General features: G+C 61.0%; 26 protein-coding genes. 11 read left to right on the top strand and 15 right to left on the bottom strand.

The window, feature by feature from the left end; genetic code table 11:
• The first annotated feature begins 213 nt into the window (after positions 1-213).
• A complete protein-coding gene (locus tag GFM02_RS13775; RefSeq protein WP_168321910.1) occupies positions 214-855 on the top strand; it encodes a TetR family transcriptional regulator C-terminal domain-containing protein in 642 nt (213 codons plus the stop codon).
• Between the two features lie 120 nt (positions 856-975).
• Here GFM02_RS13775 and GFM02_RS13770 read toward each other — a convergent pair whose 3' ends face one another.
• Positions 976-1,875, bottom strand: coding sequence for a LysR family transcriptional regulator (locus GFM02_RS13770; protein ID WP_168321909.1), 900 nt, complete (start codon positions 1,873-1,875; stop codon positions 976-978).
• A 101-nt stretch (positions 1,876-1,976) separates the two neighbouring features.
• Between GFM02_RS13770 and GFM02_RS13765 the strand changes: the two genes are divergently transcribed.
• Positions 1,977-2,999 carry a zinc-dependent alcohol dehydrogenase family protein gene (locus GFM02_RS13765; protein ID WP_168321908.1) on the top strand — a complete coding sequence of 341 codons (1,023 nt, stop codon included), beginning with the start codon at positions 1,977-1,979 and terminating at the stop codon, positions 2,997-2,999.
• A 13-nt stretch (positions 3,000-3,012) separates the two neighbouring features.
• On the opposite strand, the gene GFM02_RS13760 is transcribed toward GFM02_RS13765, so the two are convergent.
• Positions 3,013-3,423, bottom strand: a complete 411-nt coding sequence (locus tag GFM02_RS13760) for a rhodanese-like domain-containing protein (protein ID WP_020051318.1) — start codon at positions 3,421-3,423, stop codon at positions 3,013-3,015.
• Positions 3,424-3,495: 72 nt separating this feature from the next.
• Here GFM02_RS13760 and ftrA point away from each other — a divergent pair, with 72 nt between their 5' ends.
• Positions 3,496-4,497, top strand: coding sequence for a transcriptional regulator FtrA (gene ftrA, locus GFM02_RS13755; protein WP_168321907.1), 1,002 nt, complete (start codon positions 3,496-3,498; stop codon positions 4,495-4,497).
• A 75-nt stretch (positions 4,498-4,572) separates the two neighbouring features.
• On the opposite strand, the gene preA is transcribed toward ftrA, so the two are convergent.
• From preA to GFM02_RS13735, 4 genes are all read right to left on the bottom strand, one after another.
• On the bottom strand, positions 4,573-5,886 hold the full coding sequence (preA, locus tag GFM02_RS13750) for an NAD-dependent dihydropyrimidine dehydrogenase subunit PreA (RefSeq protein ID WP_020051316.1): 1,314 nt from the start codon (positions 5,884-5,886) through the stop codon (positions 4,573-4,575).
• Between the two features lie 15 nt (positions 5,887-5,901).
• On the bottom strand, positions 5,902-7,263 hold the full coding sequence (locus GFM02_RS13745) for an NAD(P)-dependent oxidoreductase (protein ID WP_168321906.1): 1,362 nt from the start codon (positions 7,261-7,263) through the stop codon (positions 5,902-5,904).
• 408 nt (positions 7,264-7,671) lie between these two features.
• A complete protein-coding gene (locus GFM02_RS13740; protein ID WP_020051314.1) occupies positions 7,672-8,667 on the bottom strand; it encodes a sensor histidine kinase in 996 nt (331 codons plus the stop codon).
• Positions 8,668-8,860: 193 nt separating this feature from the next.
• On the bottom strand, positions 8,861-9,655 hold the full coding sequence (locus GFM02_RS13735) for a response regulator (RefSeq protein WP_020051313.1): 795 nt from the start codon (positions 9,653-9,655) through the stop codon (positions 8,861-8,863).
• Between the two features lie 370 nt (positions 9,656-10,025).
• Between GFM02_RS13735 and GFM02_RS13730 the strand changes: the two genes are divergently transcribed.
• Both GFM02_RS13730 and GFM02_RS13725 read left to right on the top strand, forming a co-directional pair.
• Complete coding sequence (locus tag GFM02_RS13730) at positions 10,026-10,232, top strand: NepR family anti-sigma factor (RefSeq protein WP_024319398.1); 207 nt, start codon at positions 10,026-10,028, stop codon at positions 10,230-10,232.
• Between the two features lie 9 nt (positions 10,233-10,241).
• Positions 10,242-10,799: an RNA polymerase sigma factor gene (locus tag GFM02_RS13725; RefSeq protein WP_003542247.1), complete on the top strand. Its 558-nt coding sequence runs from the start codon at positions 10,242-10,244 to the stop codon at positions 10,797-10,799.
• Between the two features lie 361 nt (positions 10,800-11,160).
• On the opposite strand, the gene GFM02_RS13720 is transcribed toward GFM02_RS13725, so the two are convergent.
• The 7 genes from GFM02_RS13720 to hemP form a co-directional block, all read right to left on the bottom strand.
• Entirely contained in the window at positions 11,161-11,562 is a 402-nt protein-coding gene (locus GFM02_RS13720) for a hypothetical protein (protein ID WP_020051312.1), read from the bottom strand.
• Between the two features lie 9 nt (positions 11,563-11,571).
• The gene (locus GFM02_RS13715) at positions 11,572-11,916 is read right to left on the bottom strand and encodes a DUF883 family protein (protein WP_003542229.1); all 345 of its coding nucleotides are present in this window, start codon (positions 11,914-11,916) and stop codon (positions 11,572-11,574) included.
• A 147-nt stretch (positions 11,917-12,063) separates the two neighbouring features.
• Complete coding sequence (locus GFM02_RS13710; protein WP_168321989.1) at positions 12,064-12,858, bottom strand: heme ABC transporter ATP-binding protein; 795 nt, start codon at positions 12,856-12,858, stop codon at positions 12,064-12,066.
• 23 nt (positions 12,859-12,881) lie between these two features.
• Entirely contained in the window at positions 12,882-13,994 is a 1,113-nt protein-coding gene (locus GFM02_RS13705; protein ID WP_168321905.1) for a FecCD family ABC transporter permease, read from the bottom strand.
• 2 nt (positions 13,995-13,996) lie between these two features.
• Entirely contained in the window at positions 13,997-14,926 is a 930-nt protein-coding gene (locus GFM02_RS13700; RefSeq protein ID WP_168321904.1) for a heme/hemin ABC transporter substrate-binding protein, read from the bottom strand.
• A gap of 11 nt (positions 14,927-14,937) precedes the next feature.
• Positions 14,938-15,987, bottom strand: a complete 1,050-nt coding sequence (locus GFM02_RS13695) for a hemin-degrading factor (RefSeq protein ID WP_168321903.1) — start codon at positions 15,985-15,987, stop codon at positions 14,938-14,940.
• Positions 15,988-15,995: 8 nt separating this feature from the next.
• Positions 15,996-16,178: a hemin uptake protein HemP gene (gene hemP, locus GFM02_RS13690; protein ID WP_062943529.1), complete on the bottom strand. Its 183-nt coding sequence runs from the start codon at positions 16,176-16,178 to the stop codon at positions 15,996-15,998.
• Between the two features lie 176 nt (positions 16,179-16,354).
• On the opposite strand from hemP, the gene GFM02_RS13685 reads away from it, so the two are divergent.
• The 5 genes from GFM02_RS13685 (at position 16,355) to GFM02_RS13665 (ending at position 19,376) form a co-directional block, all read left to right on the top strand.
• On the top strand, positions 16,355-16,777 hold the full coding sequence (locus GFM02_RS13685; protein WP_168321902.1) for a hypothetical protein: 423 nt from the start codon (positions 16,355-16,357) through the stop codon (positions 16,775-16,777).
• A gap of 157 nt (positions 16,778-16,934) precedes the next feature.
• Complete coding sequence (locus GFM02_RS13680) at positions 16,935-18,266, top strand: TonB C-terminal domain-containing protein (protein ID WP_168321901.1); 1,332 nt, start codon at positions 16,935-16,937, stop codon at positions 18,264-18,266.
• A 109-nt stretch (positions 18,267-18,375) separates the two neighbouring features.
• Positions 18,376-18,783, top strand: a complete 408-nt coding sequence (locus GFM02_RS13675; RefSeq protein ID WP_017994944.1) for a DUF2325 domain-containing protein — start codon at positions 18,376-18,378, stop codon at positions 18,781-18,783.
• Complete coding sequence (locus GFM02_RS13670; RefSeq protein ID WP_168321900.1) at positions 18,780-19,052, top strand: hypothetical protein; 273 nt, start codon at positions 18,780-18,782, stop codon at positions 19,050-19,052. The genes GFM02_RS13675 and GFM02_RS13670 overlap by 4 nt, the downstream gene beginning before the upstream one ends.
• Before the next feature lie 9 nt (positions 19,053-19,061).
• Positions 19,062-19,376: an antibiotic biosynthesis monooxygenase family protein gene (locus tag GFM02_RS13665; RefSeq protein WP_020051304.1), complete on the top strand. Its 315-nt coding sequence runs from the start codon at positions 19,062-19,064 to the stop codon at positions 19,374-19,376.
• A 244-nt stretch (positions 19,377-19,620) separates the two neighbouring features.
• Here the strand turns inward: GFM02_RS13665 and GFM02_RS13660 are convergent, their stop codons facing one another.
• Complete coding sequence (locus GFM02_RS13660; protein WP_168321899.1) at positions 19,621-19,992, bottom strand: DUF423 domain-containing protein; 372 nt, start codon at positions 19,990-19,992, stop codon at positions 19,621-19,623.
• Positions 19,989-20,399 carry a group II truncated hemoglobin gene (locus GFM02_RS13655; RefSeq protein WP_168321898.1) on the bottom strand — a complete coding sequence of 137 codons (411 nt, stop codon included), beginning with the start codon at positions 20,397-20,399 and terminating at the stop codon, positions 19,989-19,991. The genes GFM02_RS13660 and GFM02_RS13655 overlap by 4 nt, the downstream gene beginning before the upstream one ends.
• Before the next feature lie 167 nt (positions 20,400-20,566).
• On the opposite strand from GFM02_RS13655, the gene GFM02_RS13650 reads away from it, so the two are divergent.
• A complete protein-coding gene (locus tag GFM02_RS13650) occupies positions 20,567-21,130 on the top strand; it encodes a TetR/AcrR family transcriptional regulator (RefSeq protein WP_168321897.1) in 564 nt (187 codons plus the stop codon).
• Positions 21,131-21,134: the final 4 nt, after the last annotated feature.

Genomic DNA, 21,134 nt, shown 5'->3' with positions numbered 1-21,134 from the left:
TGTCGAGCGCCGGAAAATCGCCAGTTGCCTTTGTTTTGCATCTGGCGGATAATTTGACCGATTGGTAAACATTACAACTTCCACCGCCGGGCTCAAGACGAAAATCACGAAAATTGCCGATAAAAATACGGGCAGTTGCTCAAGGAAGCGGCGAGGGTCGTCCCCAACCAAACTTGAGCGAAGAAATTGAATTTCAAGGGGAAATAACAGCCTGTGACCATACCGAGAGCAGCGAAAACCCTGAGGCGGACGCGAATCCAGGAGGAAAAGGAAGAGCAGATCCTGGAAGCAGCCCTCGATGTGTTTTCGGCAAGCGGCTTCCGTGGCTCGACCATCGACCAGATCGCCGAAGTGGCCGGTATGTCGAAACCCAACCTGCTCTATTATTTTCGCACCAAGGAAGCCATGCACCGGGCGCTGATCGACCGGGTGCTCTACACCTGGCTGGAGCCGCTGCGCGCCTTTAACGCCGAAGGCAATCCGGAGACGGAAATCCGTAGCTATATCCGCCGCAAGCTGGAAATGGCCCGCGATTTTCCGCGCGAGAGCCGGCTTTTCGCCAACGAGGTGCTGCAGGGCGCGCCGCATATCGAGGACGAGCTGAAGGGGCCGCTGAAGGAACTGGTCGACGAGAAGGCGGAGGTCATCCGCGCCTGGGCGAAATCAGGCAAGATCGCCAAATGCGATCCCTACCACCTGATCTTCTCGATCTGGTCGACGACGCAGCATTATGCGGATTTCGATGTTCAGGTTCGCGCCGTGCTGGGGCAGGAGCATTCAGGCGAAGGGCGCTTCGAGGATGCGGCGCGGTTTCTGGAGCAACTGTTCATCAGCGGGCTGATTATCACCGCATAATTTTATCCTTAAGTCGGAAATCGATTTAAGGATAAAATTATGCAGCATTGAAAGTGTTACAGCGTCCTTTGCGCGTCTGAAAAGACGCGGCGCTGTAGCGGGACGTGAGCGCGGACAGCGTCAGCCCATCATCCGCGGAAGATTTGCCGCCAGCGTGTCGATGGCGAGCCGCACCTTCGGCAGCATCACCGGCGATCTCGGCCAGACGGCACTGGCTTCGAAGATGCTCGGCGGTATATCAGTCAAGACCCGCACGAGTTCGCCAGATGCCACCTTGTCGCGGACCAGCCAGCATGTCAGCCAGGCAAGCCCCCGGCCTTCGACTGCCGCATCGGCAATCGAAGCGAGATCGTCGAGCCGCAAACGCGATTTCGGCAGCACCTCGCGCACCGGGCCGGCCGCCGCCGGAAAGGTCCAGGTCTTGTCGTGGTCGCCCCTGCGATAGACGATGCCCTGATGATGGGCGATATCCTCCAGCGTTCGCGGCAGCCCGTGTTTTTCCAGATAGGCTGGCGAGGCGCAGACCGTCATGGGCTGGCGGGCGACCGCCCGTGCCATCAGGTCGGGATTGTCCTGCAGCGGACCGTTGCGGACGGCAAGATCGAAGCCGTCTTCCAGGAGATCGACGACGCGGTCGCTGAAGGAGAGATCGAGTTCGAGGTCCGGATGTTCGTCAAGCAGGCGGGTGAGGATCGGAGCTGCGCAATGGCGGCCGAACAGCGCCGGCATCGACACGCGCAGCCTGCCGCGAACTTCGCGCCTGCCCGATTCAAGCTGCGCCTCGCCGATCCGGATTTCCTCGACGGCCTTCAGACAGCGCTCGTAGAAGAACCGGCCTTCGTCGGTCAGGCTTTGGGCCCGGGTCGTGCGGTTGAAGAGCCGGACGCCGAGCCGTTGTTCGAGCCTGGCGATCGTCTTGCCGACAGCCGAGCGGGTGAGGTGCAGCCGTTCGGCGGCGGCAGAGAAGCCACCGGCATCGACCGTCTCGACGAAGATCGAAATACCCTTCAGCTGCTCCATCTTTGTTTCCTTTATGGCACCATTCTGGCGACTTAATATCGCAACTGGAGAGAAATATTCAACGATATAATTGATGCTCTCCAATCAACGGGAGCAGAAGGATGCAGACGACAACACAATGGCAGACCGATGCCATCGGCCCGGAGGCCAATCTGAAGATCGGCGAAGGTCGTATCCCCGAGGTATCGGGCACGATGATACGGGTTCGGACAGAGGCCGTTTCCCTCAATTTCCGCGACAGGCTGGTGCTCGAGAGCGGCATGGGTCTGCCATTGCAGTTTCCCTTCGTGCCGGCCTCCGACATGGCAGGTGTGGTCGAGGCCGTCGGGCTTGGCGTGACGCGCTTCAAGCCTGGCGATCGGGTGATTTCCACCTTTTCGCCAGACTGGATCGACGGACGGGGGCCGGGAACCGCACGCAACCCCTCTTACAAGACGCGCGGCGGCTTTTATGCGGGCGCGCTGTCCGAATACACGGTACTTTCCGAGGAGTGGTTCGCGCTTGCGCCTGATACACTCGACGCGGCTGAAGCCAGTACGCTGCCCTGCGCTGGGCTGACGGCCTGGTTCGCGCTCATCGAATGCGGCAAGCTCAAGGCCGGCGACAGAGTATTGGTGCAGGGAACCGGCGGTGTGGCGCTCTTCGGGCTGCAGATCGCCAAGGCGCATGGCGCCGAGGTGTTCATCACCTCAGGCAGTACCGAGAAGCTGGAACGGACTTTGGCGCTCGGCGCCGATCATCTGATCAACCGGCGGGAGCGCGACTGGGTCGAACAGCTCTATGAGCTGACGGACGACTACGGCGCCGACCATGTCCTCGAAATCGTCGGCGGACCGCATCTCGGCCAGGCGCTGAAGGCGGTGGCGGTCAACGGCCGCATTTCGGTGATCGGCGTGTTCGAGGGGTTCGAAGTGTCGGGGCCTGCAGCACCCCTGCTTCTCAAGGCGCCGGTTGTCCAGGGCATCTCGGTCGGTTACCGGCGGGCGCTGGAGGATCTGGTGCGCGCCGTCGACCAGACCGGGCTGAAGCCGGTGATCGACAGGCGCTATGCTTTCGAGGAACTGCCGCAGGCGCTCGATCATCTCTATCGCGGGCCGTTCGGCAAGGTCGTCATCGAGTTTTGAGACGATCGCTTTCTCATTCGGCGGCGATGGCAGCGCTTTCGAAGGCGAGGCCTTCATCGGTCCAGCCGGTGATGCCGCCGATCATCAGCTTCACGGACAGGCCGAGGCGGGAGAGGCGCAGCGCCGCCTTATCCGCGCCGTTGCAATGCGGACCGGCGCAATAGACGACGAAAAGCGTGTCGGAGGGCCACGCCGACATCCGGTGCGCCGTCATCTTGCCGTGCGGCAGGTTGATGGCTCCGGGAACGTGGGACTCAGCAAATAGCGCCGGTGAGCGCACGTCGAGGAGAACGAAATCGACCTTGCCTGCGGTGAAGGCGGCGTGGACATCGGAGCAATCGGTCTCGAAGGCAAGCCTGGCTGCATAGTGGGCGGCAGCGGCTTCCGGAATTGCAGCGGGGATTTCAGCGACGGGACTTGGCATTTGTGATTTCCTTTCAGAGTTCGAATTGCCGCCAATCATCGCCGATGTTAGAGCTTTGCGAAATTGGCCATCATGACCGACAGCGTAAAGATCATGCCAAATTTATCGCTCAAGCAAACCCATGGACCGCATGTCGTGGCGCTCGCCTATGACGGGCTCTGCACCTTCGAATTCGGCATTGCCTACGAAGTCTTCGGCCTGCCGCGCCCTGAAATGGGCGAAGACTGGTATCGCTTCTCGGTCTGCGGCATCGAACCGGGGCCGCTTCGCGCAGCGGGCGGGTTGACGGTCGCGGTCGACGACGGGCTCGAGGTGCTTGACGAGGCGGACCTGATCATCGTGCCGGGTTGGCGGGCGATCGATGCCGCCGTTCCCGAGCCGCTTGTTTCAGCGCTTAAGGCAGCGCATCAGCGCGGCGCACGGATCATGTCGCTTTGCTCGGGTGTTGCCGTTCTTGCCGGGTCGGGTCTGCTCACGAACCGCAGGGCGACGACGCATTGGCGTTATGTCGCCTCGATCGCCACGCGTTATCCCGATATCGCACTCGATGCCGACGTTCTCTACATTGACGAGGGCAGCCTGCTGACGGCGGCGGGCAGTGCCGCCGGCATCGATCTCTGCCTGCATGTGGTGCGCGGCGATTTCGGTTCGGAAGCCGCAAACAGCGTCGCCCGCCGCCTTGTCGTGCCGCCGCACCGCGAAGGCGGACAGGCTCAGTTCATTCACGCGCCAGTTCCCGAGGAACGAGAGGGGATCCGCCTGGGGCCGCTGATCGAATGGATGCGCGAAAGCCTTTCCGAGGACCAGCCAATCAGCCTGCTTGCGAAAAGAGCGGGCATGAGCATACGCACCTTCCAGCGGCGCTTCGAAGCGACGACTGGCCTCAGCGTCGGCGAATGGCTGCTGAAGGAGCGGCTGCGGCATGCCCGCGACCTGCTGGAGAAGGAACTTGCTGTTTCGCTCGACGACATCGCCGCTGCCAGCGGCTTTGGAACACTGGCGACGATGCGGCATCATTTCCGCAGGCGGCTCGGGACGAGCCCGAGCGCCTATCGAAAGTCATTCGGCGATTAGAATGGCCTGACACTTCGAATGTTGGCAGAAGGATACAACGCCGTGGATCGATCTTCTCCGCGGCGTTGCGAATTCTTATTCTGCCGCCTGGCGGGCCATCGGGTTGTTCGGGTGTGTGGTCCAGTTGGCATAGTTGGGATCGACGACGCGGCCGGTGCGCTTGTCGAGAGTGCCGGCGGGAAGCTGCTCCATGGTGATGCAGTTCTCGACCGGACAGACGCTGACGCAGAGATTGCAGCCGACGCATTCCTCGTCCATCACCTCGAAATGGCGAGCGCCGTCGACGAAGTTGGTGATCGCCTGGTGCGAGGTGTCCTCGCAGGCGATGTAGCAGCGGCCGCATTTGATGCAGGCGTCCTGGTCGATCTTGGCCTTGGCGATATAGTTGAGGTTCAGATATTGCCAGTCGGTGACGTTGGGCACGGCGCGGCCGGTGATATCTTCGAGGCTGCGATGGCCCTTTTCGTCCATCCAGTCGGAGAGGCCAGTGATCATCTCCTGGACGATCTTGAAGCCGTAGGTCATCGCCGCTGTGCAGACCTGGACGTTGCCGGCGCCGAGGACAAGGAATTCGGCAGCGTCGCGCCAGGTGGTGATGCCGCCGATGCCCGAGATCGGCAGGCCGTAGGTTTCGGGATCGCGGGCGATCTCGGCCACCATGTTGAGCGCGATCGGCTTTACCGCCGGGCCGCAATAACCGCCATGGCTACCCTTGCCGCCGACCGTCGGGTTGGGGGCGAAGTTATCGAGATCGACGGAGACGATCGAATTGATCGTGTTGATCAGCGACACGGCATCGGTGCCGCCGGCTTTGGCGGCGCGGGCGGGGCGGCGGATATCGCTAATGTTGGGCGTCAGCTTGGTGATGACGGGCATGCGGGTGTACTGTTTGCACCAGCGCACGACCATCTCGATATACTCAGGCACCTGGCCGACCGCGGAACCCATGCCGCGCTCCGACATGCCGTGCGGACAGCCGAAGTTGAGCTCGATGCCGTCGGCGCCGGTCTCTTCGACCAAGGGCAGGATCGCCTTCCAGGCCTCTTCCTCGCAGGGCACCATGATCGAGGCGATCAGTGCCCGGTCCGGCCAGTTCATCTTCACCTGCTTCATTTCCCGCAGGTTGGTATAAAGGTCGCGGTCGGTGATGAGCTCGATATTGTTCAGACCGAGCAGGCGGCGGTCGGCGCCCCAGATTGCGCCGTAGCGCGGGCCGTTGACGTTGACGACGGGCGGACCTTCCTCGCCCAGCGTCTTCCAGACCACGCCGCCCCAGCCGGCCTTGAAGGCGCGCTCGACGTTGTAGGCCTTGTCGGTCGGCGGCGCAGACGCCAGCCAGAACGGGTTCGGGGACTTGATGCCGACGAAATTATTACGGAGATCAGCCATTGTTCATTCTCCCCTTCAAGCGACGGCGACAGCCGGAGCGGCTGCTGCGGTGAGGGTGCGATGGATGGATTCAGCCGCGTCGCGACCGTGGGCGACGGCCGAAACGGTGAGATCGTCACCGCCGAAGACGCAGTCGCCGCCTGCCCAGACGCCGTCGAGCGAGGTATGGCCTTCGCCATCGACAGCGATGCGGCCGGATTCCATGCGCAGCGAACCGAGACCAGAGGCGTCAAAGCTCTGGCCGATCGCCTTGAAGATCTGGTCGGCGGCAATCACACCGGTTTCGCCGGTGCCGATGAGGCGGCCATCGAGGATTTTGGTATATTCCACTTCGATCGCTGCGACTTTGCCGTCCTGCGACAGGATCGATTTCGGCGCCAGCCAGTGGCGGATGATGACGCCCTTGGAGCTTGCCAGATCCTGTTCGAATTCGGAGGCGTTCATCTGCTCCTTGCCACGGCGGTAACAGATCGTCACCTCCTCGGCTCCGAGCAGCTTTGCCTGCACGGCAGCGTCGATCGCCGTCATGCCGCCGCCAAGGACGACGACGCGGCGGCCGATGGCGATTTCGCTTTTGTCTTCGGCCTGGCGCAGTGCGGCGATGAAATCGACGGCGTCGTCGACGCCTGCAAGGTTTTCGCCCTCGATGCGCAGCGCGTTGACGCCGGCAAGGCCGATACCGAGGAAGACGCCGTCATATTGCGTCTGCAGATCGGAAAGCGAGAAGTCGCGGCCGAGACGCTGCCCATGCCGAACCTCGATGCCGCCGATCGAAAGGACGTAATCGACCTCCTTCTGGGCGAAGTCGTCAACGGTCTTGTAAGTGGCGATCCCGTATTCGTTGAGGCCGCCGGATTTTTCCCTGGCATCATAGATGACGACGGAATGGCCGTTCACTGCCAGGCGATGGGCGGCGGCAAGGCCGGCCGGGCCTGCACCGACAACGGCGATCGTCTTTCCGCTCGGTTCGGCTCTGGCATAGAACTGCCGGCCCGCCTGCACGGCGGCATCGGTCGCATAACGCTGCAGGCGGCCGATCTCGACCGGCCGCTCTTCAGCCGTGTTGCGCACACAGGCCTGTTCACAGAGTTCTTCGGTGGGACAGACGCGGGCGCACATGCCGCCGAGGATATTCTGGTCGAAGATCGTCTTTGCCGAGCCGATTGGATTGCCGGTCGAAATCTGGCGGATGAACAGCGGAATGTCGATCGAGGTGGGACAGGCCGTCATGCATGGCGCGTCATAACAGAAATAACAGCGGTCAGCGGCGACCAGCGCCTCATGATTATCGAGGCGCGGATGAAGATCGGAAAAATTAGCCTCATACTCCGCGGGCGAAAGCCGGCTGGGATGAATCCCGGTTTCCAGTCGTTCCATTGAAGTTCCCTCATTATTGGTAAACGGCCTGTGAGGGAAAGCGTAACTCAGGTTTAAAAATTTATCAAACGGTAAAATTTTGACGATTTTTGCCTGCGATCTCGCAAGTAATCCACTGTTTTTACTGGAAGAATTTAATCGGCCTGCATCGGTGAAACGGCTGAGCGCCCGGCGAGGGAAGGGCATCCGAAAAAAGATTCAAAAAAGCCGAATTTTTTTTGGATGGCAGGGAACTAAAGTTTGATGTCGCCGTTATTGCGATATCCGGATGGTGATCGCATCGACCCAACATGCGCGCCCCCAACCCACTATCCGGACGTACTCACGGTCCCCTCCCGGTGAGTGAAGACAGCCGGCGCGCCGCCCTCGCACCGGCTGTTTTTCCGTTTTCGGCTGTCTCCAGGGCTTTCACACTCGCTTAAAGATCTCGAATTCTGTTTCCGGAATGGTGAGGCGGTACTCGATGCGGCCGGGAACGAGGTTCAACTCCGCCTTGCCGTTGACCGACGAAGGCACGACACGCTCCAGTACGGTGCGGCCGAAGCTGTTGTCGCTGAATTCGTGGACTTCTGCCTGATCATGCAGAACTTCCGCCCAGGCGACTTCGATCGCCTTCCTGTCGTTGATCATGGCTTCGCGGCAATTCAGCGTGATGGAGGCGGCGCCGCCTGATATCGCGCCAAAAGAGGCGGAGTTGACGATGAGTTCGTGGAGAGCGAGCCCGAGATGCACGGCGGCATTCGGCGTCAGATGAGCATTGATGCCGTAGATCGGCATGGAGCCGGCCGTCTCCGGCCAATAGGGAGCAAACTGCTTTTCGGCGAGTTCGAAGAGATAGGCGCCGCGCCAGCTCGAATCCGTGATCAGGTCCTGCGAGTTGGAAAGCGATTGCAGCCGTCCGCGGAATTTGAGGAGGAAGCTGTCGAGAGAGAGCGTGTTGCGGGCCGTCTGGGTGGCAATGCCCTGAATGATGGCGAGAAGGTTCTTCGAGCGGTGTGAGAGTTCGCGGAGCAGTGATTTCAGAACTTTTTCGCGATGCCGGCTTTCGGTGACTTCAGCCATGACGGACAGAAGTCCATGCGCGCCGCGTTCGCCGGTGCGCTGGATCTTCAGTTCATAGGTGCGCCTTTCGCCGTCGACGTCGATCTCGACCTCGGCATTGTTGGGGATGCCGGTTTCCAGCACCTTGTGCTTCAGCGCCGTCAGATATCGGCCGTGCGCATCGCCAAAGAGGACAGCGTCGCTGCTGCCGGGCGCAAAGAGTGCTGCAAAATGCGGCGGCAGATTTTCAGCGTAGAAAATCGACAGTCGGGCGTCCTGGCAGAGGATCGAAATCCCGGCGCTGCCGAGCGCGCGTTCCATCATTGCGGCTTTGCCTTCGAAGGTAAAAGGCATGCCGGACAATGGTTCAGTCGTATTCACTCGGCCGCCTTTCCTTGTGACATCTTGAACGTCGCTGAAGGGAGCGCCCTTCCAGACACCGCCTGCCAACTCTAGAACAAAGCGCTGCAAAAAACCGTTAAAGCCACCGGAGCGTCCCGGTAGCACCGGAACGCATGCTTTGGCGATTTAGTTCCGAAGGCCGGAAAATTGCGTCTCAGGCGGCTACTCTGGTCGATTCATTGAAGAAGAGAGCTTGGCTGATCAATGCCTTGACCATGTCGGGATTGAACGGCTTGGTGACAAGGAAAGTCGGTTCCGGGCGCTCGCCGGTCAGAAGCCGTTCCGGGAAGGCGGTGATGAAGATCACCGGCACGCTCGACGTCTTGAGGATGTCGTTGACTGCGTCGATACCGGAGCTGCCATCGGCAAGCTGGATGTCGGCCAACACCATGCTCGGTTTGGTCTTGTTGTAAAGCGCCACGGCCTCGGCATGCGTACGGGCAATGCCGGTGACGCGATGGCCGAGGCTCTCGACCATCTGCTCGATATCCATGGCGATCAGCGGTTCGTCTTCGATGATCATGATATCGGTTGCGACCTGACGGGAAATCTCCTGCGACGCGACGTCGAGCAGATGCATGACATCCCGTTCTTCGGTTTCCAGAATTTCGGCGATTTCGGCGACGCGGAAATTCTCCACGGAAGCCAGCAGGAATGCCTGACGGGCGCGCGGCGACACCTTGGAAAGGTTCAGCGTGGCGCGCTGCTCCCAGGCATAGGGCGAAGTCGGCTCTGGAATCTGGACTGCGGTGGAACCAAACAGTTGCGTGAACAGTTTGTAGAGTGCGACCCGGTCATTCGCCGTATCCGGGAAAATCGACAGATCGGCGATAATGGCTTCGAGAACGGCGGCGACATAAGCGTCGCCCGAAGTCTGAGTGCCGGTAAGGGCGCGGGAATAGCGGCGCAGATAAGGAAGGTGCGGCGCAATCCGAGTAGAAAGTGTCATTAATGGGCTCCTGCATACAGGCCGGCATTGGCTTCAATGAGCGGTTAACGCCGCCTTGATAAAAAAGTTCCGGAACGGCAGGAACTTTTTTCGTCGCGCCGCATTATTCCAGCCGACGAAGAAAGGGCGTAGCGTTTTGACCCATGCAACGGCAAATGTCAGCGACATCGACAACGGAACGTTCGATGTCGATGGTTGAAATCGTGTTTGATCCCATCCACGCCCCCTAGAACAGGATGATTTTAGGCCGGGTCGGCCTAAAATCTGAATCCTGTTCTAAATTAGCAAGTTAGAGCATGATGTCGTCCGAAAACCGCTCCCACTTTTCGGCATCATGCTCTGGACAGACAACCGGCGAGAAGACGAATTGATGACTACACGCAAGAAAGAAGCAGCCGACCAGCGAAAGCTGGAGCTGCGGGCAAGCGACATCCTGGACCCGAACAATCAGATCGGCGTCAGGCTACGGTCGCTCTATGCGGCTGCACAGGATGAGGCGATTCCCGATCGTTTTCTCGACCTTCTCGAAAAGCTTGACCATGCTGAAATGATGGCTTCTGCCAAGATGGCCGAATAGGATCGTCGCATGGAAGACAAATCGCAACCCAGCTTCAAGCGGGAACTGCTGGCGGCACTCCCAAGCCTTCGCGCCTTCGCGATCTCGCTCATCGGGCGGCACGATCGTGCCGACGATCTCGTCCAGGACACCATCATGAAAGCCTGGGCCAAACAGGATCATTTCGAGATGGGCACCAATATGAAGGCCTGGCTCTTTACGATCCTGCGCAACGAACTCTACAGCCAGATGCGCAAGAGCGGCCGCGAAGTGCAGGACAGCGACGGGCTGTTTACCGAATCGATGGCGATGCACCCTTCGCAATATGGCGCGCTCGATCTGCAGGACTTCAAGAAGGCGCTCGACCAGCTGCCACCGGATCAACGCGAGGCGATCATCCTCGTCGGCGCCTCGGGTTTTTCCTACGAGGAGGCCGCCGAAATCTGCGGCTGCGCCGTGGGGACCATCAAGAGCCGCGTCAACCGTGCCCGCCAGCGGTTGCAGGAATTGCTGCAGATATCAGGCGAAGCTGATTTCGGCCCCGACGCCACCTCGGCGCCGCTGACATCGAAGGCTTTTGCATTCTGAAGAGGGTTATATTTGGGAGGAAAGCCGGTCGCCCCTCGGGGCGCCGGCTTTTTTGCGTTGTCGGGAACAATGTTACGGCGGTGGATTGTTTCGCGGGGGCACCACCTCTCCATCCTCATTCCTGTGCTCGTCACAGGAATCCAGTGCGCCCAAGTCCTTGGGCGCGAAAGACTTTTCCCGCTTGCGGTTATTGAGTTCATTCACGGCGCAGACGCGCCGTGGCTGGATTCCTGTGACAGGCACAGGAGGGAGTGTGAGGTGGGCGTCCTTGCCTAATTTTCCGCTCGTATGTGAGGGAGAAAATTATTCACTCTCTCCATTTTCGTGGCGAGTATGCATAATGAGGAGAGCGAGTCCCTCTTCAATCCTCGCGCTTCGAGCCCACCAGATTGGCCGCGACGATTGCTGCCAGAACACCGGCGGTCAGGAGCGGCTGGGCGCGGATAAGACCGAGCCCGACCGTTGCCAGCGATTCGAGCGCCGCACGGCGTTCACGAGCGCGGCGTGCTTCCCGGGCATTGATAATCGACATCGTCACCAGCACGATGATGGCGATCAGCAGCGCGCAGGCGGCCAGGAAGAGAGCCGCGCCGACCGGGCCGTAGATGCCGGCGAGCCAGATGGCGCCGGCGGTGACAGCCAGCGCGTAGGCGGTGAGAAGGAACAGCACGGCAAGCGCAATGAAGATGCCGTTGCGCTTGGCGCGCGCAACGGTCCGGTGCACGCTTGCGCCCGTCAGCAGGCTGAGGATCGGTAAGAGCATCGCGCTTCCTCAGCGCCGGGCGAGGAAGGCGATGGCAAGGCCGAAAGCGGCCGCGGCGCCGATGGTCGCTAAGGGATGCTTGCGCACGGTCTCGCGCATTTCCGTCGTTCCACGCTCATAGCCATGCTGCAATTCGCGCAGCAGATCCTCGCTGCGGCCAAGCAGTTCCTCATAGCCGGCACCGGCCTGGCTACGGATCTTCTCGCCCTGATGGCGTGAGCTCTTGCCGACGAGGCGCGTCAGTTCGGCGAGTTCGTTGCGCAGCGCCTCGATCTGCTCCTCAATGCCGGATTCCAAATTGTGGAAGGTGCCGTTGCGGCGGCTGCGGCCGGACTGGAAGATAGAATAGCTCATGGCTGTCTCCATTGGCTGGGGCGCGCGCAAGCCCGCCTGTTTCGCACGAGGGTCACCACCGTCCGTTGCATGAATGATATCGCCCGGCATTGACCCAGATCATGCCGGAAACGTGCCGGGCGATCAAAAGTTCCGCCGGAGCAGTGCTTAGGGGCGGGAAACGGCGCTATGGGCGAGCACGAAGGGCGTGCCGTCTGATGGTACCTGGTTGATGCGCAGCGCGCAACCGAACACCGAGAGCATCGTTTCGTTCGTCAGCACTTCAGCGACGCTTCCGGCGGCCGCGAGCCGGCCGGATTTCATCAGCATGATGCGGTCGGCAAAGAGCGCCGTCAGGTTGAGATCGTGCATGACGGCGATGACGCCGCCGCCGCGTTCGCAGAAATCGCGGGCGAGCGTCATGATGGTCAGCTGGTGGCTGATGTCGAGGCTCGAGACCGGCTCGTCGAGCAGCAGCCAGCAGGGCTTGCCGTCGACAACGGGCTCGGCGATCTGGCAGAGCACTCGGGCAAGCTGCACACGCTGCTGCTCGCCGCCGGAGAGTTCCTGATAGAAACGGCCTTCGAAGCCGGTCAAGTCAACGGAGGCAAGCGCTGCCGCCGCCGTCTGCTCGGCCTTGTCGGGATGCAGGTTGAGACCTGACGTCAGGCCCATGCGGACGATCTCGCGCACGGTAAAGGGAAAGGAGATGGTGCTTGCCTGCGGCAGCACGCCACGAATGGCGGCAAGCTGCCAGGGTTTCAGCCCCTTCACCTCGTCGCCGCCGATGCGCACCGAGCCGCCATAGGCAAGTTCGCCGGAAATGGCTTTCATCGTCGTCGTCTTGCCGGAGCCGTTCGGCCCGGCAATCGCCGTCAGTTCGCCGGCTCTTGCTGTGAAGGAGACGTCGCTGATGATGGTTTTGCCGGAAAGGCGCACGGAGACGCCGGAAACTTCGATCATCTGAATGTCACTCACAGGGGTACTCACAGGGCAAGGCGCGAACGCTGCCGCAGCAGGATCCACAGGAAGAACGGTCCGCCGACCGCCGCGGTGATGATGCCGATCGGCAGCTCGGCCGGGGCAACCAGGGTGCGGGCCAGGACATCCGCGAAGATCAGCAGAGAGCCGCCGAGAAGAGCTGAGGCCGGCAGCAGGAAACGATGGTCGGGGCCGATCGCCATGCGCAGGATATGCGGCACGACGATCCCGACGAAACCGATGCCGCCGCTGACGGCGACGGACGCGCCGGTCGCCGCAGCGACACCGACGATCGCGACATTCTTCAGCCGCTGCACCGGAACGCCCATATGAAAGGCGGCCGCCTCGCCGAGCGTGATGGCATTGAGTCCGCGCGCCATGAAGGGCAGGGCGGTGAAGGACAAGAGGATGATCGGGCTGGCGGCGGCGATCTTCGTCCATGTGGCGCCGGCAAGCGAGCCCATGCTCCAGAAGGTCAGGTCGCGCAGCTGCTGGTCGTTGGCCATGTAGATCAGCAGTCCTGTGATGGCGAGGGCGAGTGCGCCAAGCGCGATGCCGGCAAGCAGCATCGTCGCCACCGAGGTCTGTCCGTGACGGGTGGCGATCCTGTAGAGCAGCAGCGTCGTGACGAGGCCGCCGCCGAAGGCTGCCACCGGCAGAGCGTAGATACCGAGAAGCGCATCGAGTGGAGCTGCGAGGCCGCCGCCGAGCACGATCATGGCGACCGCGCCGAGGCTTGCGCCGGAGGAGACGCCGACGAGGCCGGGATCGGCCAGCGGATTGCGGAACAGGCCTTGCATCACCGTGCCGGAAACGGCCAGCGAGGCGCCGATCAGGAAACCGAGGATCGCCCTAGGCAGGCGGATATCGAAGATGATGATCCGGTCACGCGTGCTGAGCGCCGCCTCGGAGCCTGCCATGTTGCTGATGACGTCGAGGATCGAGGCATCCGAGGCGCCTGTTGTCACCGAAAACAGCATCGAAAAGACCGAGCCGACGACGAGCAGCGCGATCGCCAGCAAGGCGAGCCGCGTCCTGTCGCCCGCCTGCCTGATTTCGCGGATGTCCGCCATCGGGAATCGTCGCCTTCGTTCCATCATGGCTTGCGGCAGGGCCATGATCAGCCCCCGTAGATCGCCGTGTTGAGCTCACGCGCGGCGGCTGCGGTGCGCGGGCCGAAGCCGAGCAGGTAGACGCCATCCATTCGGATGATCGCTTTTTTCTCGCCTGCCGGCGTCAGTGCGATCGCCGGCTGAGCCAGCAGGTCCTCGTTCTTGGTGCCGGCGCCATCGCCGCGATTCATCATCAGGATGATGTCGGGCTTTGCTTCGATGATCGCCTCGTCCGTCAACGGCTTGTAGCCCGGGAATGCGCCGACGGCGTTGATGGCGCCGGCGAGTTTGACGATGCCATCGGCGGCCGTGCCGGTGCCCGATGCCATGATCCGGCCGTTCTGGGCGCTGAGGATGAAGAGAACGCGCTTGCGCTCGGCCTCCGGGCGCTTTTCGGCATCGGCGATCGCCGCGTCGAGGTCGGCCGCGACCTTTTCTTCGAGCGCCTTCGCCTTGTCGGGCACGCCCAGCAGCGTGCCGACACGGTCGATCTTGGCGATGATGCCGTCGCGGGTAAAGGCGCTCGGCACGGTCTCGAAGGGCACGCTTGCATTCTTCAGCACAGCCAGCGCTTCCTGCGGGCCTGAACCTTCGACGGCGATGATCGCCGTCGGGTTCATGGCGAGGATGCCTTCCGGTGAGAGTGCACGCATGTAACCGACGTTCGGCAGCGTCAGCGCCGCCTCCGGATACATGCTCGTCGTGTCCCGGGCGATCAGCCGGCTTTCCTCGCCGAGCGCATAGACGATCTCGGTGATGTCGCCGCCGACAGAAACCAGGCGCGACGTGTCGAGCTTCTTTTCCTCGGCGTGGGCGGCGCGGATGAAGGCGAAGCCTTCGACTGTCGGCGCCGTCGGGATCAGCGACAGCGCCATGATGGCCGCCGTCAGGGCCAGTTCCCAAGTGCGGATCCGGCGCAGATTGTTACGCATCGTCATCGTAGCGATCCTTATGCGGCCACACTTGCTGCCCGCGGCAGGTTTTCCATGATCTCGCGCCACTCGGCCCGTTCGTCGGAACCTTCCTTCCGCTTGCCGAAGAACTGGATGATCATCTCGCCTTCGGCATTGTAAGCCTCCAGTGAGGTGACGTGGCCGTCCGTGGTCGGCTTGCGTACGGCCCAGGTCTCGGCGATGTGATCCTGGCGCAGATGCAGGTGAAAGGTCGGGTCCATGATGTTGATCCACGGACCCATGGCCTGCACGTTGAAGATCGGGCCGGAATGGATCTGGACGATGCCGTCATTGGCGACGAAGCACATGATCGGCAGGCCGGATTTCACCGAGGCATGCATCATGTCTGCCGTCGCGCTGTTGTCGAGCTTCCAGGCATAGTCGTCGCCGACGGTGCGCACGGCCGCCTGGCGGCCGATCTTCAAGCGCTTCAGCATGCCGAAGAACTGATGCGTATCGGTGAGCTTGCTCCAGTTGTCGCGCAGTTCGTCGCGGCTGACGTCGGTGGTCTCATCGGTGGCGTTAGAGGTCTCAGCCTCGACAAATTCCTGCGACTGGTCTTCCAGCTTCAACTCGGCGACGATCGCGTGATAGGCATCGACATTCGAGCTTGAGCGCAGGTGCACCTTATGCACGGCGCTGCCCGCCTTGTCGAAATATTGCAGGCTGAGGCGCTCCTGGTCACCATCCTTCTTGGATACGGCGAAACCATGCTCCCAGCGGCTCGGGAAGATGCGCAGATCGATATTCTCGCCGAGAACGATCGCGGCCTGCGCGCCGCTCTTGATGTTTTCGAAGACACCGATCTTCTCGTGAACGGCACTTTCGTTGCGCGACAGCGCCATCACTTCGCCGAGGCCGGCCACGCGCTCGAGAAGCTTCAGCGCACTGCCATCGATTCGGGTCACGCTGATGCCGGTTTCGGCGGCCACGAGGGCTGCCTCGGAAATCTTCAGCTGAGCGGCGATATCACGCTCGCGCATTTTCGGATTCTCGGCGCGAAACGCACGGATTTCGGCTGGCGCCGGTCTTGTCTGTTCGGTCATGTCCTACCCTACTTATTGAGAATGAGCTTGCCCTGACGGGTGATCTTCAGGCGATAGATCAAGCCGTCGTGTCTTATCATGATCTCGTTCGTGCCGCGGAAAAGATCCGCGCTTTCGACGATCCGGTGCTGCGCCGCAGGCTCGCTCTGCAGCGGCACATGCTTAAAGTTATCTGGCTTTTCAACCATCATTTCGGTTGGCAATTCCGTGAGGCCGGTGATCGGGGTCCCCGGTTGTGATGACAATTATCTTGACTTTCTTACTCATAGTTTTTTAAAGACGCAATAGGAGACTATTGCAGTCAAGTTTTTGAGATTGCTGATATGAGGCCGCCTGGCGGCGGTTCGCGACAATGGCGGAGAAGATGATGACGGTTAGGTTTGCGGCTGTTGCAGCCGGCATGGTGATGGCGGTTTCAGGCATATGCCAGGCGCAGGATGCGGCAACCGCCAAGCTGGATGTCGAACTCAATGCTCTGGCGCCATCGCAAAAGGGCTGCATGATGACTTTCATCGCCGAGAACAATCTCCAGACCCCGATCAACAAGATCTCCTTCGAGCTCGCCTTTTTCAACGACAAGAATGCCGTCGACCGCATCACCGTGCTCGACTTCCGCGATCTGCCGCAGGGCAAGAAGCGCGTGCGCCAGTTCGATATGCCGAATGTGAAGTGCGAGACGGTCACCCGCATCATCATCAACGACACGCCGGTCTGCGACGGCCCGGCGGCAGGCGAATGCATGAAGGGTCTCGTCACCCGCTCGCAGATTTCGGTTCCCTTCGAGGGCTAGAGCGGTTCAGCTTTTGAGGGAAGCGCAGAACCGCCCTAACCTTTTGTTTTGACGCAATTCCGGACGGAAAACCGCTTCGCACTTTTCCTGGAATTGCTCTGAGAATACGCCGGGGATGAATCCCGGCAGGCATGTCCAGACTGTCCGAGGCATACAAATGGCAATTTCAGCGAAGTCCAGATCGAGACAGGTGCTCATCGGGCAGCCGGACGCTGACGGCGGTCTAAACGACAACAACATGCATCCCGGCCACGAGCTTTCCGACCTGCGCAATGTGCAGCGGCAGCCGGCCGGCGAGGCGGTGGTCCACTACGCGCGCTTCGCACAGATCTCCTCCTTTCCCGATCATCCGGAAACCGCGTCGGATGTTGTCGCCGCCGCGCCGCCGATGGATGCGGCGGTGGAAAAGCAGGAAGACGAGAAGGCACCGGTGCGGCGACGGGTGGCGCTGACTTGTGTCGGATCGCTTTTTTTTCATACTGCACTAGCCGTCACGCTGCTCCTGGTCATACCTAAGCCTTCAGAAGAAACGCTGATGGAGGCGGGCGAAGCGATCAGCGTCGTCATGCTCGGCAGTTCTGACGCCGATCAGAGCGCCGCTGGCGAGACCGAGGTGACCATCCAGCAAGAAATTGTTCCGGAAGCTGTCGAGCCCGACACGGTCAAGCCAGTAGAAACAGCGGAAATGCAGCCGGAGACCGTCCAACCGGAAACTGTCCAGCCTACTGATGCAGAGCCGGTCGAGGCCGTCCAGCCCACTCAGGAGGTGACGCGCCAGTCAGCGGAGACGGTGACGACTGCGGAACCAGAGGTGCTCGTGTCGGAAACCCCTGCGGAAACTTCTGTTGCGCAGCCAATGTCGACAGTGGTGCCGGAGCAGTCTCCGGAGATACCGGTAACATCCGCCGAACCACCCGTCGCAACCGCGTTGCAATCCGAGCCGGAAGAGATCAAGCCTGTCGAAACGGCCGCGATTTCTCCCGAGCCGGAACCGCCGGCAGAGATCGTCACGCCACAGCCGAAGCCGAAGTTGGAAAAGCCGGCAGAAAAGAAGCCGGTTGAAAGAAAGCAGCCCCCGAAGAAGGCACAGGGTTCAGAGGGAGAGGCCAAACAGGAGTCACGCAGAGGCGCCGCGGACGGGCAGGCAGACGCCAACTCCGACAATAATTCACGCACGTCGGGCGGAAGGAGTGGCTCGGGCGGTGCATCCGAAGCCAATTACAAGGGCAAGATCGTCTCGCGACTATTCCGTTGCGTTGACCGGATTGAATCGCGCTATCGTCGCGATTCTGCATCCTTGAATGTTCGCATCACGATCAACCGCAACGGAGATGTCACAGCATCAGGCCTTGTCCGAGGTTCGGGCTTGGCCGAGGTGGATGGCGCTGTTTTGTCCCGGATCGCTTCCTGTAATCTTCCCGCTATGCCGGATGACTGGGCCGGATCCTCGCGCTCGTACAGTTTTCCTGTCCAAGTCACCGCTCGATAAAATATGATAAAAATAATCAACTTTATACTTTACTCTAAAAATCAGGTTTAATAAGGTCCACCCGCACACGCAGGAATCGTGTGACGATCAACGAGCGAACGGGTGGCATATGGCTCGCAAGGGCAAGAAGGGTTCGAACCGGGAGGTCCGCGATAGCGCGGGCGAGGACGCCGGTCAGGCATCCCTCGGGCGATCCAAACTGGATGGCCGCAGTTTCCTCTATGTCGGTGGCCGTGACTGCCAGGTGGCGCATCTTCGCCAGATCTGCAGCAATTTCGGCGCCGAGCTCATTCATCATGACGGCGGGTTGCGCGAAGCGGTTTCCCGCATCGATACCGTGCTTCCCTCGGTCGACTGCGTGTTCTGCCCGATCGACTGTATCAGCCACGATGCCTGCCTGCGTGTGAAGACCGGCTGCAAGAAATTCGGCAAGACCTTCATCCCGCTTCGCAACGGCAGCAAGTCCAGCCTGGAACGTGCGCTGCAGACGATGAACGAACGAGACAATTCCCGATGAACGACCAGCGCCCCGACGGCTTCACCATGATCGGCCTGCATAAGCTCGCCGCGCAGACAGGCGAGGGCCTCGTGCCCGAACTCTACGAACTTTTCCAGCAGCATGCCGAACGCCAGCAGATCTACCAGAATGTGACGCTGTTCCCGACCTGGGAAGCGCGCATGCCCGGAGAAGCGACAACAAGACCGCTTGGCCCAGCAGCGGCAAACGGCGATAATGTTCTCGCCTTTCCCTTGCGTTCTGCAAGGGCGGGCAAGAAGAAAGCGTAGGGAGATTCCATGTATATCGCAATGAACCGCTTCAAGGTTGCAACCGGGAGCGAAGGCGATTTCGAGACGGTCTGGCGTAATCGCGATTCCAGCCTGCCCGAGGTGCCCGGTTTCGTCGAATTCCGCCTGCTGCGCGGCAAGGTCAACGAAGAGGAGGGCTATACGCTCTATTCCTCGCACACGGTCTGGAAAAGCGAAGCGGATTTTCAGAACTGGACGAAGTCCGAGAGTTTTCGCGCGGCGCACCGCAATGCCGGCGATCACAAGGCGATCTACAAGGGGCCGCCGGTCTTCGAGGGCTTCAACGTGGTCGACGGCATTTAATTGTAGTTGATGCGGCGTGACTTAGCTCTTGGTTGAAATTTTGACTTTGTATTCGCCCTGGCCCCACGCACACTCTCATTCCTGTGCCCGTCACAGGAATCCAGTCACGGCGCGTCTGCGCCGTGAATGAACCAATGCCGAGGGGGAAGAGTCTTTTGCGCCCAAGGACTTGGGCGCACTGGATTCCTGTGACAGGCACAGGAATGAGGGAGGAGAGGGCTTGAGCGGTCAGTAAAAAGCTCTCTCAAGGCCTGACGCGCAGAACCGCACCTGCCGCAACGGCCAGCCAGCCAAGCATCATCGCCCAGCCTCCGGTCGGCGCGGCGTAGGGGAAGAGGCCGGAGCCGGAAAAGCGCAGGGTGACGAGATCGCCCGCAAAAAGCAGCGTTCCGACAATCATCAGCAAACCGGCCAGCCAGGCGGTTTTGAGCCTGACGTTGCCGAGAGCCAATGCCAGCAGCGCAGGGGCGTGGGCAAGGCACATGGCAGATGCGGATGCCGCAAGATCGGCCTCGCCGCCGCCATGGGCAGCAAGGGCGGCAAGCGCCACGCCGGCTACGCCAAACAGGCCGGCAAAGAGATAAAGCACCGGCTCCAGACGCGCGTTCAAGCTCATGATTGTTCCTTGTTGTCGGTAGCCTTGTTCTGCATGTGATAGGCGAGCCGTTCCACCGGCGCCCAGATGAGATCGCGCAGCGCCTGGCTCGATATCGTCTCGTCCAGGGCGCGGCGGAAGCAGAGCAGCCATTCGTCGCGCTCGACAGGGCCGATCTCGGCGGCGAAATGGCGGCTGCGCAGACGCGGATGGCCGCGCTTATCGGTATAGAGCGGCGGGCCGCCGAGATAACCGGTCATATATTCGTAAAATTTCTCTTCGCTGCCCACAAGGCTCGGCGGGTGTAGGGCGCGCACGTTTCTCGCCTCCGGCAAGCTGTCCATCAGTTCGTAGAAACGGTGCGTCAGCGCCCGCACGACAGGATCGCCGCCGATCGCCTGATATAAGGTGGTGACCTTCCCCGTCACGAAACCATCCCAATTGCCTCAACCATTCCCCGGCCTCTTCATGCACCGGGGGGAAAATGATCGCAACTGTCATCAAGGTGCCGCGGCATTTCGCGCATAATGCCGGGACGGCAGGGTGGCGGCCGATTCTCCTTGACAAAACCGTCCGGACGGTATCTTTTATCTCTATGTCGAACGCTCATCATCGCAGGAAGCAGCCCGTGCTCGTGCGCCAGCAATTGCTGGAGGTCGCCGCGCGCCTTGCTGCCAGCGACGGCATGGCCGCCATCACGCTCGATGCGGTTTCCGCCGCGTCCAGCGTCAGCAAGGGCGGGCTGCTGCATCATTTCCCGACAAAAAATGCGCTGCTCGATGCCCTGTTCGAGAGCCTGCTCGAAAAGTTCGACGCCGATATAGAGGAACTGATGCGCGGCGATCCGCTGCCACAGGGGCGCTTCAGCCGCGCCTATCTCAGGGCGGTATCCGGTCTCAAGGAGCGTCCCGACGATTCCAGGAGTTGGACGCAGGTGACGATCGCGCTTCTTGCCGAACCCCGGCTACGTCTTCGCTGGCGCCAATGGGTGCAGGCGCGGGCCGAGGAATATATCGGCACCGATTCCTCCCTCGACGCACAAGTCGTGCGTTTCGCCGCCGATGGACTTTGGTTCGCAGATACGTTGGAGAGCCATGATATCGACGGCGTTCTGAGGCGGGATCTTATCGATCGCCTTGTCGAACTGACCGGCAGGTAATTCG

The organism is Rhizobium leguminosarum bv. viciae, assembly GCF_012276115.1.
GTDB classification, from domain to species: domain Bacteria; phylum Pseudomonadota; class Alphaproteobacteria; order Rhizobiales; family Rhizobiaceae; genus Rhizobium; species Rhizobium leguminosarum_T.
Note: the sequence above shows the minus strand (reverse complement) of the source record. Positions and strands in the feature narration are given on the sequence as shown.

What these genes read in the sequence shown, in the direction of transcription:
- GFM02_RS13770 (WP_168321909.1), bottom strand. Translation starts at nt 1,875, where the DNA reads ATGGAGCAGCTGAAGGGTATTTCGATCTTCGTCGAGACGGTCGATGCC.
- GFM02_RS13765 (WP_168321908.1), top strand. Translation starts at nt 1,977, where the DNA reads ATGCAGACGACAACACAATGGCAGACCGATGCCATCGGCCCGGAGGCC.
- GFM02_RS13760 (WP_020051318.1), bottom strand. Translation starts at nt 3,423, where the DNA reads ATGCCAAGTCCCGTCGCTGAAATCCCCGCTGCAATTCCGGAAGCCGCT.
- ftrA (WP_168321907.1), top strand. Translation starts at nt 3,496, where the DNA reads ATGACCGACAGCGTAAAGATCATGCCAAATTTATCGCTCAAGCAAACC.
- preA (WP_020051316.1), bottom strand. Translation starts at nt 5,886, where the DNA reads ATGGCTGATCTCCGTAATAATTTCGTCGGCATCAAGTCCCCGAACCCG.
- GFM02_RS13745 (WP_168321906.1), bottom strand. Translation starts at nt 7,263, where the DNA reads ATGGAACGACTGGAAACCGGGATTCATCCCAGCCGGCTTTCGCCCGCG.
- GFM02_RS13735 (WP_020051313.1), bottom strand. Translation starts at nt 9,655, where the DNA reads ATGACACTTTCTACTCGGATTGCGCCGCACCTTCCTTATCTGCGCCGC.
- GFM02_RS13730 (WP_024319398.1), top strand. Translation starts at nt 10,026, where the DNA reads ATGACTACACGCAAGAAAGAAGCAGCCGACCAGCGAAAGCTGGAGCTG.
- GFM02_RS13725 (WP_003542247.1), top strand. Translation starts at nt 10,242, where the DNA reads ATGGAAGACAAATCGCAACCCAGCTTCAAGCGGGAACTGCTGGCGGCA.
- GFM02_RS13720 (WP_020051312.1), bottom strand. Translation starts at nt 11,562, where the DNA reads ATGCTCTTACCGATCCTCAGCCTGCTGACGGGCGCAAGCGTGCACCGG.
- GFM02_RS13715 (WP_003542229.1), bottom strand. Translation starts at nt 11,916, where the DNA reads ATGAGCTATTCTATCTTCCAGTCCGGCCGCAGCCGCCGCAACGGCACC.
- GFM02_RS13710 (WP_168321989.1), bottom strand. Translation starts at nt 12,858, where the DNA reads ATGATCGAAGTTTCCGGCGTCTCCGTGCGCCTTTCCGGCAAAACCATC.
- GFM02_RS13705 (WP_168321905.1), bottom strand. Translation starts at nt 13,994, where the DNA reads ATGGCCCTGCCGCAAGCCATGATGGAACGAAGGCGACGATTCCCGATG.
- GFM02_RS13700 (WP_168321904.1), bottom strand. Translation starts at nt 14,926, where the DNA reads ATGACGATGCGTAACAATCTGCGCCGGATCCGCACTTGGGAACTGGCC.
- GFM02_RS13695 (WP_168321903.1), bottom strand. Translation starts at nt 15,987, where the DNA reads ATGACCGAACAGACAAGACCGGCGCCAGCCGAAATCCGTGCGTTTCGC.
- hemP (WP_062943529.1), bottom strand. Translation starts at nt 16,178, where the DNA reads ATGATGGTTGAAAAGCCAGATAACTTTAAGCATGTGCCGCTGCAGAGC.
- GFM02_RS13685 (WP_168321902.1), top strand. Translation starts at nt 16,355, where the DNA reads ATGACGGTTAGGTTTGCGGCTGTTGCAGCCGGCATGGTGATGGCGGTT.
- GFM02_RS13680 (WP_168321901.1), top strand. Translation starts at nt 16,935, where the DNA reads ATGGCAATTTCAGCGAAGTCCAGATCGAGACAGGTGCTCATCGGGCAG.
- GFM02_RS13675 (WP_017994944.1), top strand. Translation starts at nt 18,376, where the DNA reads ATGGCTCGCAAGGGCAAGAAGGGTTCGAACCGGGAGGTCCGCGATAGC.
- GFM02_RS13670 (WP_168321900.1), top strand. Translation starts at nt 18,780, where the DNA reads ATGAACGACCAGCGCCCCGACGGCTTCACCATGATCGGCCTGCATAAG.
- GFM02_RS13665 (WP_020051304.1), top strand. Translation starts at nt 19,062, where the DNA reads ATGTATATCGCAATGAACCGCTTCAAGGTTGCAACCGGGAGCGAAGGC.
- GFM02_RS13660 (WP_168321899.1), bottom strand. Translation starts at nt 19,992, where the DNA reads ATGAGCTTGAACGCGCGTCTGGAGCCGGTGCTTTATCTCTTTGCCGGC.
- GFM02_RS13650 (WP_168321897.1), top strand. Translation starts at nt 20,567, where the DNA reads ATGTCGAACGCTCATCATCGCAGGAAGCAGCCCGTGCTCGTGCGCCAG.